Consider the following 12172-nt stretch of genomic DNA (forward strand, 5'->3'; position numbering starts at 1 on the left):
AACGCGCCAGGACGGCCTTCGGCACCACGCCGGCGCCGATCAATCGCCGTGCGCGCCGCGCAGGGCCTGGTCGAGGTCGTCGTAGAGGTCGCCGGTATCCTCGATGCCGGTGGAGAGGCGCAGCAGGTCCGGTGGGCAGGGGCTGCCCGGGCCCTCGACCGAGGCCCGGTGCTCGATCAGGCTCTCGACCCCGCCGAGCGAGGTCGCGCGCTTCCACAGCCGCACCCGCGCCGCGGTGGCGATCGCCCCGGCCTCGCCGCCCGCCACCCGGATCGACAGCATGAAGCCGAAGCCGTCCTGCATCTGCCGGCGCGCCACCGCGTGCCCGGGATCGTCCGGCAATCCGGGATAGAGGACGTGGCTCACATGCGGATGCAGGCTCAGGCGCTCGGCGAGCCGCAGGGCGCCGGCCGATTGCGCGGCCGCGCGCAGGTGCAGGGTCCGGAGCGAGCGCATCAGCAGATAGGCCTCGAACGGCCCCAGGATGCCGCCGCTGCCGGCGCGGATGCCGCGGATCCGCTCCCAGAACGCGTCCGGCTTGGCGCCCGCGAGCACGCCCGCCACCACGTCGGAATGGCCGTTCAGGATCTTGGTGCCGGAATGCATCACGATGTCGGCGCCGAGCTCGAGCGGCCGGGTATGGACCGGCGAGGCCGCGGTGGAATCCACCGCCAGCCGGGCCCCGGCGGCATGGGCGATCTCGGCGGCGGCCGCGATGTCGGTCACGGTCCAGAGCGGGTTGCCGGGGGTCTCGATCCAGACGAGCTTGGTCCGCCCGGGCTCGATCGCCGCGCGCAGGGCCTCGGTGTCGTCGGTCTCGACGAAGGTCAGGGTCAGGCCGCGCCGGGGCGCCTCCTCGCGCAGCCAGCGCTTGAGCGCCCAGTACATGACGGTGCCGGCGACGACGTGGTCGCCCGGCTCCAGCGCACCGAACACGGCGGTGGCCGCCGCCATGCCGGAGCCGAACAGCAGGGCGCCGGCCTCGGCGCCCTCCAGCATCGCCAGGACGGATTCGGCCTCGCGCACCGTGGCGTTGTCCGGCCGGGCGTAGCAATAGCCCGAGGAATAGCCGTTGTCGGGATCGCGGATGAAGGTGGTGGAGAGGTGCAGCGGCATCACCACCGCGCGGGTCTCGGGCTCGATGCGCCCCATGGCCTGCGCGGCGAGGCTGCGGCGCGAGAAGCCCGCCGGCGTGCCGGTATCCGTATCCCGTTGCGGCGCGTTAGGCTCTGACATCTGGCAATTCCGGCGGATGGAGGCAGGCGCGTGCCACGGCGCATGCGCGCCTGCAACCTGTGCCTTGACCCGGCCTCCTCTTTGCCGAAAGCCGGCCCCCATCTTTCAAGCCGATGCTTGAGCGGAGAACGAACCGACATGCCTGCCGCGCTTCACGTCCCCGAGGGCCCGGCCCTGCCGCGCTGGCTGCGGCTCGCCGCCGCGATCGTGCCGGTGGCGGTCACCGCGGCGATCGGCTCGGCCGCGACCCAGGCCGAGATCCCGGGCTGGTATGCGGGCCTGACCAAGCCGTCCTTCAACCCGCCGAACTGGGTCTTCCCGGTGGCCTGGACCATCCTCTACACGATGATCGCCGTCTCGCTCTGGCGGTTGCTCGGCGCCATGCCGCGCACCGGGCCGAGCCGCGAGGGCTGGTGGTTGGCGCTCATCGCCTTCCTGGTCCAGATCGCTCTCAACGCCGCCTGGACCCCGGTGTTCTTCACGGCCCACGCGATCGGCACCGGGCTGATCGTGGTGGCAATGCTGCTGGTCATGGTGCTGTGGACGATCCGCCTGTCCTGGCGGTTCGACCGGGTCGCGGCCTGGCTGCTCGTGCCCTACGCCGGATGGGTCGCCTTCGCGACGCTGCTCAACGCGGCGATCCTGCGGTTGAACTGAGCGAGGGGGGCGGGACGGCTCAGTGGAGGCCTTTGGTCAACGCCACGATGGCACCAACGACCACAATGGTCTGGAAGCCGATCGCCGAAAGCGCCCACTTCAAGATTTCGTACTTCGTGTCGGCGATCTCAGTTCTGAGGTCGGATCTCAACAAACCGATCTCAGCCTTCAAATCGGACCTAACAAGCGCAATCTCGGAACTGAGATCGACCTTCGTCACCAGCGTCGACAGGTCGGCTTCCCGAGCATCACGCAAGACACCGGTCATCGCTTCAGCCTGGGCGTCCGAAAAACCGGCCGGCTGAAGCTTCCGTGCGATCGCCAGCGTGTCGAGAGAGACGAGGCTCATGGAATCAACGATATCACGCGGGTCGCGCGTTTGCAGTCGATTCACTGTCGAGTCCTCGCGTCGCCGTCAGCGCCCGGTGCTGGTCGTCTCGTCGCCCGCCGGCTTGCCGTCGTCCCGGGCGCGGTGGAGCAGAAAGATCGCCAGCACCATCGTGATGATCAGGCCGGCCAGCACGCCGAGCTCGATCATCGAGGCGTTGAACAGGGCCTGCTTCTCCGGGGACCAATCCTTGGCGTGGGTGATCTCCGAGGATTGCAGGGTGATCACCAAGACCCGCCGGATCGAGGCGATCAGGCCGACGATCAGGAACGGCTCGCAGGTCAGCTTGCCGGACCGCATCGAGACCCGCACCGTGTGCAGGATCTCGATCAGCATCAGCAGGAACAGAAGCCGGTCGATCACCTCCAGGATCTTCTCGGCGCCCCCGAGCGCCCGCAGGGCCTCCCAGGTCAGCCCGGCGGCGTCGATCAGCGCGGTGAGCGCGGTGACCGCCAGGAGCAGGCCCAACGCCGCGTAGATCGCGTGCTCGGTGTGCAGGAAGATCCCGCTGGCGAGCCGCGTCAGGCGCCCCTGCTCGTCGTCCTGTTCGGCCATCGCGCTGCATCCCCCCGGTGAAGCCGTGACGGCGGGCGGGCCTCGGGCCGAACGCGCGTCCGTCACGGAGTCAGAGCATCAATCCGGGGGCCGGTCACCCCCGTACGGGACGGTGCTTTAGTGGAAGAACGGCAGCGCGTGCGGCGCCAGGTAGCCGAAGCCCAGGAGCGCCGCGCCGGCCAGCCCGAGGAACCCGCCGGCGAAGACCAGGATGGCGATGCCGGTGATCACCTCGGCCGAGGCCAGCACGATGCCGATCTGGAAGGCCGCCGAGGCCAGCTCGTAATGGTGGTAGCGCAGCAGCGACAGGTCGCGCCGCTCCTCGGAGGCCCGGGCCTTGGCGGTGAGCTCCTTGCGGCCCTCGCCGGTGGCGGGCTCGGATTCCCAGCGCGCCAGGGTCTTGGCCCATTCGGCGCGCTTGGCCGCGATCGCGTCCTGGTTCGGGCCGGGCGGCACCAGGGCCAGCGCCTCGTCGGCGGTCTTCAGCACCGTCGAGCGGATCGTGCGCGCCTGAAAATACGCCCACTGGTTGGCGGCCTCGACGTTGGAGCCGATGGAATCCGTCTGGGCCGCCTTGCCCAGGGTCTCGCTGAAGGCGAGGAACAAAGCCAGGATCGAGATCAGCAGCGCCACGCGCTTGTTCGAACCCTCGATCGCCCCGTGACCACCCGACATCGTTTCCCGATTCCCCGTTGATTCCTCGGGCGCGACTCACAGCCCATCCGGGCCCGGCGCGCAATGCCGCGCCGTCCGCCCGATGCTATTCCGCCGCGATCCGCGGCGGCAGCGCGCGACCATCGTTGGCCGGATGCGCCGCCTCGCCGTAGCCCGGCTCGTCCAGCGGGTCGTCGCGCTCGCCCACGAACCGGCCGAACAGCCGCCCGAGCAGGCGCGAGAGATCGTCCATCAGCACGAAGATCGCCGGCACGAAGACCAGCGACAGCACGGTGGAGACGATCAGGCCGCCGATCACCGCCACCGCCATCGGGGCGCGGAACTCGCCGCCGATGCCGAACGCCATGGCGGAGGGCACCATGCCGGCGGCCATCGCGATGGTGGTCATCACGATCGGCCGCGCCCGCTTGCGGCCGGCATCGACGATGGCAGTGGTGCGGTCGACGCCGGCATGGATCTGCTCGACCGCGAAGTCGACCAGCATGATCGCGTTCTTGGTGACCACGCCCATCAGCATCAGGATGCCGATCACCACCGGCATCGAGATCGGCATGTGGCAGATCAGCAGCGCCAGGATCGCGCCGCCGATGGAGAGCGGCAGCGAGAACAGGATAGTGAGCGGCTGGAGGAAGTTGCCGAACAGCAGGATCAGCACGCCGAACACCATCATCAGGCCGGCGCCCATGGCCAGGGCGAAGCCCTCGAACACCTCGCCCATCACCTCGGCATCGCCGGTCTGGCTGATCGTGACCCCGGGCGGCAGGTTCTTGGCGGTGGGCAGGTTCATCACCTGGCTGATCAGCTCGGCCAGCGCGTCGGTGCCCTGCATGTCGCCCTCGATGGCGACGCGCACGGCGCGGTCGTAGCGGTCGATGCCGGTGGGGCCCTGGCCGAGGCTGATATCGGCCACCGTCGCCAGCGGCACTGCGGCCCCGCCCTTCACCGGCACCTTCAGGGTCTCGAGCTCGGACAGGCGGCCGCGCAGGCTCTCGGGCAGCTGCACCCGGATCGGCACCTGCCGGTCGGTGGCGTTGAACTTGGCGAGGTTCATGCCGATGTCGCCGATCGTCCCGACCCGGACGGTCTCGGCGATCGTGTCGGTGGAGACGCCGAGATCGGCTGCCACGCCGGCTTTCGGCCGGATGCGGATCTCGGTCCGGTCGAGGGGCGCCGTCGACATGACGTTGACGAAGTGCGGGATCTGGGCCGCCTCGCGCTGCAGCTTGGCCGCGACATCGGCCACCACGGCCTTGTCGGGGCCGGCGATGATCAGCGCCATGTCGCGCTGGCCGCTCTCGCGCAGGGCCCAGAAGCGGATATCCGGCTCCTCGCGCAGGATCGCGGCGACCTCGGCATCGACCTGCTTCTGGGTGCGCGTGCGGGCGTTCTTCGGCGTGAGGTTGATGGTCAGCGTCGCGAGCCGAACCTCCTTCTTGCCGGGCAATTGCCGCCCGCCATCGACGAAGACGCTCTTTACCTCGGGCAGCGCCCGGATCTTGTGCTCGATCGTGTCGCTGAGCTTCACCGTATCCGGGAGCCGGGCCCCCGGGGGCAGTTCCAGCACGAACAGCGTGCGCGCCTGGTCGTCCGCCGGCAGGAAGCCCGCGGGCAGCAGGCCCGTGGAGGCGATCGAGGCGGCAAAGCACGCGATGCCGAGGATCAGCGTGATGAACTTGTGCCGCACCGACCAGGCCACCAGCCGGGTGTAGCCGCGCATCACGAGCCCGTCCTTGGTGTGGTCGGGGCCGTGGTCGCGCAGGAAATAGGCGGCGAGCAGCGGCGTGATCAGCCGCGCCACCAGCAGCGACATGAACACCGCGGCCGCGATGGTCAGGCCGAACTGCTTGAAATACTGGCCGGCGATGCCGCCCATGAACGAGACCGGCGAGAAGATCGCGATGATCGTCGCCGTGATGGCGATGACCGCGAGCCCGATCTCGTCGGCGGCCTCCAGCGAGGCGCGGTAGGGCGATTTCCCCATCCGCATGTGCCGGACAATGTTCTCGATCTCGACGATCGCGTCGTCCACCAGGATGCCGGTGACCAGCGTGATCGCCAGCAGGCTCACGGCGTTGAGCGAGAAGCCGAGCGCGCTCATCACCCAGAAGGTCGGCAGCACCGAGAGCGGCAGCGCCACCGCGGCGATCAGCGTCGCGCGCCAGTCGCGCAGGAACAGCAGCACCACGACGACCGCGAGCGCCGCGCCCTCGATCAGGCCCATCATGGCCGAGTGGTAATTGCCGATCGTGTTGACGACGCTCGTGTCGATCAGGTCGAACCGCACGTCCGGGTTGGCCGCGTGCAGCGCCGCGATCTTCTTGGCGACCCCGACCGAGACGTCGGCGTCGCTGGCGCCGCTCGCCCGGGAAACCGCGAAGGCCACCACCGGCTCGCCGTTGAAGCGCGCGAAGGTGCGCGGCTCCTCGGCGGTGTCCGACAGGGTCGCCAACTCGTCGAGCCGGACCTTGCGGTTGCCCGGCACCACGATCGAGGTCTTGGCGAGCGTCTCGAGGCTCGCCGAGGCGGCGAGCGCGCGGATCGACTGCTCCTGCCCGCCAACCTCGCCGCGCCCGCCCGCCATGTCGGCGGAGGTCAGGCGCAGCTGCCGGTTCACGTCCGCCGCGGTGATGCCGAGGGCTAGCAGACGGTCGGGCTTGAGCGTGACCCGGATCTCCCGGGCGACGCCGCCCAGGCGCTCGACCCCGCCGACGCCCTTCACGCTCTGCAGGCCGCGGGCGACCACGTCGTCCACGAACCACGACAGGTCCTCGGGGGTCATGGCGGGCGCGGAGGCGCCGTAGATCATGATCGGCAGGCCGGCGATCTCGACCCGGGAGACGATCGGCTCGTCGATGGTGCGCGGCAGGTTCTGGCGGATCTTGGCGATGGCGTCCTTGACGTCGTTGGTCGCCCGATCCTGGTTCACCTCCAGGCGGAACTCGATCGTCGTGGTCGAGATGCCCTCGGTGATGGTCGAGAGGATGTGCTTGACGCCCTTCACCCCGGCGATCGAATCCTCGACCCACTTGGTGACCTGCGTCTGCAACTCGGCCGGCGCCGCGCCCGACTGGGTGATCGTCACCGAGACGATCGGGATGTCGATATTCGGGAAGCGGGTGATCGGCAGGGCCCGGAAGCTGACCAGGCCGAGGATCATCAGGACCAGGAACAGCACCACCGAAGGCAGCGGCTTCCGGATCGCCCAGGCGGAGACGTTGAGGCGCATGGCTCTGTCCTACCGCGGGGCCGCGTCGGCCATGGGCGGGCTCGCGGGAGCGCTCATGGGTGTGCCGGCGGTCGGGCGGGGAACGGCCCGCACCCGGTCGCCGTCGCGCAGGAAGCTGCCGGCCCGGGCCACGACGGTCTCGCCGGCGGCGACGCCCGAGCGGATCTCCGTGAATCCCTCTGATGACAGGCCCGTGGTGACGGTGCGCGCCTCGACGCGCCCGTCCTTGGCGACCAGGACGCTGGCCCGGCCGTCCGCGGCGTAGAGCAGGCTGGAGACCGGGACCGCGATGCCCTCCCGGCGCGCCACCTCGACGGTGCCGCGGGCGAAGGCGCCGATGCGCAGGACCGGATCGTCGGCGAGGCGGATGCGGATCTTGCCGAGCCGGGTCGCCCGGTCGACCTCCGGGTAGACCCGGCGCACCTTGCCGCGCAGCTGGCGGCCGTCGTCGAGATCGAGGCTCGCCGGGTCGCCGACCGTGATGCGCGCCAGCGAGGTCTCGGGCACCTCGCCCTCCAGCTCGATCTCGCCGCGGGCGATCAGTCGGAACAGCGGCTCCCCCGCCGCCGTGACGGAGGCGCCGACCCGGGCGGTGCGCCGGTTGACGATGCCGGCCTCCGGGGCGCGGATATCGGTGCGGGCCCGCCGCAGGGCGATCTCGGATCCGGCCGCCCGCGCGGTGGCGAGGTCGGCCTGGGCCGATTGCAGGCCGCCCCGTGCCGCGGCCAGGCGGCCCTCGGCCCCCTGGGCCGCCGAGACGCGCTGCTCCAGCACGGCCGCGGTGGCGTTGCCGGTCTTGGCGAGCGACTGGGCCCGCTCCAGCGACTGCTTGGCCTCGATATTAGCCGCCTCGGCCTGGACGATCTGGCTCTTGGCCTGGACGATGGCCGCCTCGGCCCGGGCGACCGCGGCGACGTTCGAGGCCTCCTGGGTGACGATCATCTCCTGCGACAGCCGCGCGAGCACCTGGCCCTTGGTGACCCGGTCCCCCTCCTCGACCAGCAATTCGGTGATGCGCAGGCCCTCGACCTCCGGGGCGACCAGGATCTCGTCCCGCGGGACCAGCGTGCCGGTGACCACGGCCCGTTCCACGATCTCGCGGCGCTCGGCCGGGACCACGGTGACGGCCGGCGCGATCGCGGCGGCATCGGGAACCGCAGCCGTCTCCACGGCGCGCGCGGGAGAAGCGGCGAGGATCGCAAACCCGCATAGGAGGCAGAGGCGGGACGCGCGCCCGGAAAAAGTCGGCAAAACGGAAGCCTCTCTGGCGGCCCTGTATTGGTCTTGTCTCTCCGTCGCTGGGCAGATCGGCGTTTTCATGGCGCGGGCCGAGGCGACGGAGCCAGCATAGCGCTTCGGCGCGGCTCCGTCGCCGGACCGTGGGCCGCAGGTCGCAGGTCATTCAAAAGAGTCGGGGTATACGTCCATTGTCCTGCAACCGACCGCGCAAGACGCCGTTATTAGAACGATGGTCTTCGTACCACCGGGGAGCGGTCCATGAGCATCTTTCAGATCAAGCAGACGAAGAGCGGCGCCGTCATCTGGACCGGTGCGGCCGACGACGAGCAGACGGCGCTCGACGCCATGGCGCGCGAGGCCGGATACCGCGATTTCTCGGCCCTGCCGGACACGATCCGCGCCAACGGGCTCAAGGCGGCCAAGCTGGATCTGATTTCCTAAGTCATCCGGTCCCTGGCCCCAGCAGATCGGCGCTCGTCTCGCAGGACGGGCGCCTTTTTCATGCCCGGATCGCAACGGCTCTCAGCGTCATTGCGAGCGCAGCGAAGCAACCCAGGGATCCGTCACTTCAGGAGATCGCGCGCCACTCTGGGTTGCTTCGCTGCGCTCGCAATGGCGGGGCGGGTTGGTCGGCGGAGCGATGATCTTGGAAACGGCCGCGCCTCACGCGCGTCCGATCTGCCGGACCAGTGCCTCGATCATGGCCGCGCAATCCGGGATCGCGCTCGGCCGGTGCAGGCCGGCGATCACCGATGGGTCGAGGGCCAGGCCGGCGCGGATAAGCCCGGGCCACAATTCGGCGGCCGGCCAGCCTGGATGGACGATCGCGGCGCCGAGCCTTTGCAGGGCTTCGGCCTTCTCGGTCTGCTCGCCATAGGCCCGCTCCTCCGGCAGGCATAGGAAGCGCTTGCCCTGACCGGCCGCCAGCGCCACGAGGCCGTCGCCGCCCCCGCCGACCAGCAGGGCCGCCCGGGCGATCCGGGCTTCGACGTCGTCGACCCAGCCGTGCAGGTGCAGGTTTTTCGGGACTTCGCCGGAGCCCGAGACGGGGCCCAGCACGTGCCAGGGCCGGTCGGGCACGGCGCGGGCGGCGGTGGCGAGGTCGGCGAGATCACCCCCCGCGCCGCCGCGGCCGAACACCACGACGATAGTGTCGCCCGCCTCCGCGCCGATCTGCGCCGGTGCGCCGAGGAAGCCGGCATAATGCGTCTTGGCACGGACCCAGTCCGGCACGCCGGCGCCGTCGAGGGCTTCGGGGAAGGGCGCGAGCAGGCGCGTGGCGCTGCGGAAGGCTTCGCAATGCGGCTGGTCGGTCCGCGTGCCGGCGAGGCGCACCACCAGGGTCGGCACCGACAAGAGCCGCGCCAGCAGCGCGACCTCCACCGAGACGTCGACCACGATCAGCGCCGGGTCGGTCCGCTCGACCCATTCGGCGATGCGCGCCATCCGGGTGCGCACGCCGGGATGGTTCAGGGGCGCGTAGTGCAGCGCCTCCGGCCGTTCCGCCTCGCCGTCCCGTCCGTCGAAGTCCGATCCGCCGAGCGGGCGGTCGTCGGGCAGGTCGAGCGCGTCGAGGCCATTCGTGTCGAACGCCGCCAGGGTGCCGATCAGCGTGCAGGGCCGGGGCAGGGCGGCGGCGACCGCGCGGGCGCGCTGCAGATGGCCCGCGCCCTGATGGTGGACGTACCAGCCGATCCCGCGGGTCACGCGGCCTCCCGCAGGGACAAGGCGAGGGCGTCGAGGTCGGCGAGCGCCCGGTCGAGGGGGCATTCCCGCGCCGGCGCGCTGCGCGATTCCAGGATGCGGTCGGCCCGCTCCACGAAAGCGATGTCGTTGGGGCAGGTTTCGAGCGCGGCGCATGCGTCGGGGCCGAGCCCGAGCCGCGCGCAGGCCTCGGCCCTGGCCGATCCAGCGAGGTGGAACGCCCGCCGCAGGGCGGCCCGGCGCAGGATCAGGCCCTGCCAATGCGCCGCCTCGGGGAGCAGGTAGGGCTCGCCGTCGAGTACCCGGCCGCGGCGCGCCATCTCGGTGGCCATGCCGCCCGAGACCCGGCCCTGGTGGCGGGCCGAGACCATGACGCGCACGTCCGGGCAGTGGCGCAGGCGGGCGCCGCTCTCGCGAAGCAGGCTCACGAGGGCGTTGTCCTCGCCGCAGGGCAGGGGCGGCAGGCCGCCGACGGCGCGGTAGAGCGCCACCGGCACGGCGAGGCTCGCGCCGGTATGGTCGCCGTGGCGCGGGGCCGGATCGTGGGGTGGCGGGTCGAGGATGTCCTCCAGGCGGCGCACGCCGGCCCAGTAGCGCTCGATCCGTGCATGCAGCTCGGCGAGGCGCGGATCGGCGGCGCCGTCCGCGTCGATCACCAGGCGGCCGCCGACCACGTCGGCCGCCCGCAGCGCCCGCAGGTTCGCCGCGACCCAGTCGGCCGGCAGGCGGGCATCGGCGTCGGTGGTGAGCAGGATCCCGTCCGGGGCGCGCTCGGCCTCGAGCCAGGCGGCGCCGGCATCGAGCGCCATGCGGCGGGCGGTGCCGACATGGGCCTCGGCGCCCTCCAGCGCCGCCTCGATCACCCGCAGCGTCAGGCTCGCGAGCGCGCCCGCGTCCTCCAGGGCGCGGATGGCCGGGACCGTGCCGTCGGTGCAGTTGTTGGCGAGAATCACGACCCGCAGCGGCGCCTCGGCCGCGAATCCCTCCTGCCCGGCCAGCGAGGCGAGCAGGATCGGCAGCCGCTCCTCTTCGTTCCGTGCAGGGATGCAGACCACGCAGGGCCGGGCGAGCGGGGCGGCGGTTGCGAGGGTCATAGCGGTTCTTCTCAACCTCATCGTCGCGAACACACGAGACGCAGCGTCTGGCCCGTTATCGCCCGGGAACGAGCGTCACGAGTTTGACCCGCACACACGTTCGCAAGCTGATGCGCCCCCCTCTCCCGCTCGGGAGCGGGGGCGCATCGCGGCCCCGGCAAAGCGGGGTGCGACCATCCTGGACCGACCAGCGAAGGGCCGCGTCCGCTGATGTCCCCTACGCCCGTCCCCCCGCCACCCGCAGGGTCGGCCGCGCCCGCTCGGCGCAGCGCGCCATCACGGCGTCGTAGGTCTCCAGGTAGCGCTCGGTCATGGCGGCGGCGTCGTAGAGCGCCTCCGCCCGGTCGCGGCAGGCGCGGCGCGACAGGCCGGCGGCTTCGCGGATCGCCACGGACAGGTCCTGCGAATCGTCCGGCAGCGCCAGGCGGCCGCATTGCGCGTCGAGGATGTCGGGCAGGGCGCCGCGGCGGAAGGCCGCCACCGGCGTGCCGCAGGCCAGCGCCTCGGCGACGACCAGGCCGAAGGGCTCCTCCCAGCGCGGCGAGACGATCGCCACCCGGGCGCGGCCGATATGCTCCGCCAGCTCCCGATGCGAGAGATGACCGAGATGGATCAGGTCGGGCCCGAGCCGCGGCGCGATCTCGGCCGCCCAGTAGCCCGGATTGAGCTTCGGCCCGGCGAAATGCAGCGGCAGCCCGGCCGCGCGGGCAGCGTCGATGGCGAGGTGCAGCCCCTTCTCGGGCACGATCCGGCCGGACCAGAACGCGAAGGGCGGGTCGTCGGGCGTATCGGAATACGCGAAGGTCGAGAGGTCGACGCCGTTATCGACGACCTGGGCGCCGGGCACGAGCGTCGCCCATTCCTGGGCGAGCGAGGGCGACACCGCCAGGAAGGCCATGTCGGGATCGGCCACCTCCACGCCGGAGACCAGGGCGTCGAAGGGCGGCGTGTGCAGCACCGTCACCCAGGGCAGGCCGAGCCGGGCGCTCTGCTGCAGGGGCAGGGCGTGCAGCGCATTGTTGTGCACCAGGTCGAAGCCGCCGGCCGCGACCATCTCCATCATCCGCCGGTAGGCGTCGTGCTCGGCCTTGTCGATCGCCTCCTCGCGCTCGGGATCGGCCAGCGCGTCGCCGGTCGGGTCGCAGAGCATCACCGGATCGAGCGCCGGGTCCGAGCCCCGGCTGGCGAACAGGGTCACGTCGTGACCGTGCCGCTTCAGCGCGACGGTGAGGAGATGCGTGTGCATCTCCAGACCCCCGGCATAGGGCTGGCCGATCGGGTACTTGAGATGTGCCAGGACAGCGATCTTCACGCGCGCACCGCATCCGGTTGTGTGGGGATCTTTGCCGGCCGCAGCGGGGCGAGAGGACTTTCGTCCGCAGCGAGCGTGGCGGGTAT

General features: G+C 71.3%; 11 protein-coding genes. 2 read left to right on the top strand and 9 right to left on the bottom strand.

The features are described from left to right. Window positions 1-39 precede the first annotated feature (39 nt). Window positions 40-1236 carry an aminotransferase class V-fold PLP-dependent enzyme gene (locus WYO_RS23040; protein ID WP_007567047.1) on the bottom strand — a complete coding sequence of 399 codons (1197 nt, stop codon included), beginning with the start codon at window positions 1234-1236 and terminating at the stop codon, window positions 40-42. A gap of 138 nt (window positions 1237-1374) precedes the next feature. Between WYO_RS23040 and WYO_RS23045 the strand changes: the two genes are divergently transcribed. Then, the gene (locus WYO_RS23045; RefSeq protein WP_007567048.1) at window positions 1375-1893 is read left to right on the top strand and encodes a TspO/MBR family protein; all 519 of its coding nucleotides are present in this window, start codon (window positions 1375-1377) and stop codon (window positions 1891-1893) included. Window positions 1894-1912: 19 nt separating this feature from the next. On the opposite strand, the gene WYO_RS23050 is transcribed toward WYO_RS23045, so the two are convergent. The 5 genes from WYO_RS23050 to WYO_RS23070 form a co-directional block, all read right to left on the bottom strand. Beyond that, window positions 1913-2242, bottom strand: coding sequence for a DUF1640 domain-containing protein (locus WYO_RS23050; protein WP_007567049.1), 330 nt, complete (start codon window positions 2240-2242; stop codon window positions 1913-1915). 66 nt (window positions 2243-2308) lie between these two features. Next, a complete protein-coding gene (locus WYO_RS23055) occupies window positions 2309-2836 on the bottom strand; it encodes a phosphate-starvation-inducible PsiE family protein (RefSeq protein WP_007567050.1) in 528 nt (175 codons plus the stop codon). Window positions 2837-2953: 117 nt separating this feature from the next. Next, window positions 2954-3511, bottom strand: a complete 558-nt coding sequence (locus WYO_RS23060; RefSeq protein WP_007567051.1) for a DUF4337 domain-containing protein — start codon at window positions 3509-3511, stop codon at window positions 2954-2956. 85 nt (window positions 3512-3596) lie between these two features. Then, the gene (locus WYO_RS23065; RefSeq protein ID WP_007567052.1) at window positions 3597-6737 is read right to left on the bottom strand and encodes an efflux RND transporter permease subunit; all 3141 of its coding nucleotides are present in this window, start codon (window positions 6735-6737) and stop codon (window positions 3597-3599) included. Between the two features lie 9 nt (window positions 6738-6746). Then, the gene (locus WYO_RS23070; protein WP_039903841.1) at window positions 6747-8057 is read right to left on the bottom strand and encodes an efflux RND transporter periplasmic adaptor subunit; all 1311 of its coding nucleotides are present in this window, start codon (window positions 8055-8057) and stop codon (window positions 6747-6749) included. Window positions 8058-8234: 177 nt separating this feature from the next. Here WYO_RS23070 and WYO_RS23075 point away from each other — a divergent pair, with 177 nt between their 5' ends. Beyond that, on the top strand, window positions 8235-8417 hold the full coding sequence (locus WYO_RS23075; protein ID WP_007567057.1) for a hypothetical protein: 183 nt from the start codon (window positions 8235-8237) through the stop codon (window positions 8415-8417). Between the two features lie 222 nt (window positions 8418-8639). Here WYO_RS23075 and WYO_RS23080 read toward each other — a convergent pair whose 3' ends face one another. The 3 genes from WYO_RS23080 to WYO_RS23090 form a co-directional block, all read right to left on the bottom strand. Next, complete coding sequence (locus WYO_RS23080) at window positions 8640-9683, bottom strand: hypothetical protein (protein ID WP_007567059.1); 1044 nt, start codon at window positions 9681-9683, stop codon at window positions 8640-8642. Further along, the gene (locus WYO_RS23085) at window positions 9680-10774 is read right to left on the bottom strand and encodes a glycosyltransferase (RefSeq protein ID WP_007567061.1); all 1095 of its coding nucleotides are present in this window, start codon (window positions 10772-10774) and stop codon (window positions 9680-9682) included. The genes WYO_RS23080 and WYO_RS23085 overlap by 4 nt, the downstream gene beginning before the upstream one ends. A gap of 217 nt (window positions 10775-10991) precedes the next feature. Then, entirely contained in the window at window positions 10992-12086 is a 1095-nt protein-coding gene (locus tag WYO_RS23090; protein ID WP_007567063.1) for a glycosyltransferase family 4 protein, read from the bottom strand. Between the last annotated feature and the right edge of the window lie 86 nt (window positions 12087-12172).

The sequence above is a fragment of the Methylobacterium sp. GXF4 genome, assembly GCF_000272495.1.
Taxonomy (GTDB): domain Bacteria; phylum Pseudomonadota; class Alphaproteobacteria; order Rhizobiales; family Beijerinckiaceae; genus Methylobacterium; species Methylobacterium brachiatum.

What these genes read in the sequence shown, in the direction of transcription:
- WYO_RS23065 (WP_007567052.1), bottom strand. Translation starts at nt 6,737, where the DNA reads ATGCGCCTCAACGTCTCCGCCTGGGCGATCCGGAAGCCGCTGCCTTCG.
- WYO_RS23045 (WP_007567048.1), top strand. Translation starts at nt 1,375, where the DNA reads ATGCCTGCCGCGCTTCACGTCCCCGAGGGCCCGGCCCTGCCGCGCTGG.
- WYO_RS23055 (WP_007567050.1), bottom strand. Translation starts at nt 2,836, where the DNA reads ATGGCCGAACAGGACGACGAGCAGGGGCGCCTGACGCGGCTCGCCAGC.
- WYO_RS23050 (WP_007567049.1), bottom strand. Translation starts at nt 2,242, where the DNA reads ATGAGCCTCGTCTCTCTCGACACGCTGGCGATCGCACGGAAGCTTCAG.
- WYO_RS23060 (WP_007567051.1), bottom strand. Translation starts at nt 3,511, where the DNA reads ATGTCGGGTGGTCACGGGGCGATCGAGGGTTCGAACAAGCGCGTGGCG.
- WYO_RS23040 (WP_007567047.1), bottom strand. Translation starts at nt 1,236, where the DNA reads ATGTCAGAGCCTAACGCGCCGCAACGGGATACGGATACCGGCACGCCG.
- WYO_RS23070 (WP_039903841.1), bottom strand. Translation starts at nt 8,057, where the DNA reads ATGAAAACGCCGATCTGCCCAGCGACGGAGAGACAAGACCAATACAGG.
- WYO_RS23085 (WP_007567061.1), bottom strand. Translation starts at nt 10,774, where the DNA reads ATGACCCTCGCAACCGCCGCCCCGCTCGCCCGGCCCTGCGTGGTCTGC.
- WYO_RS23075 (WP_007567057.1), top strand. Translation starts at nt 8,235, where the DNA reads ATGAGCATCTTTCAGATCAAGCAGACGAAGAGCGGCGCCGTCATCTGG.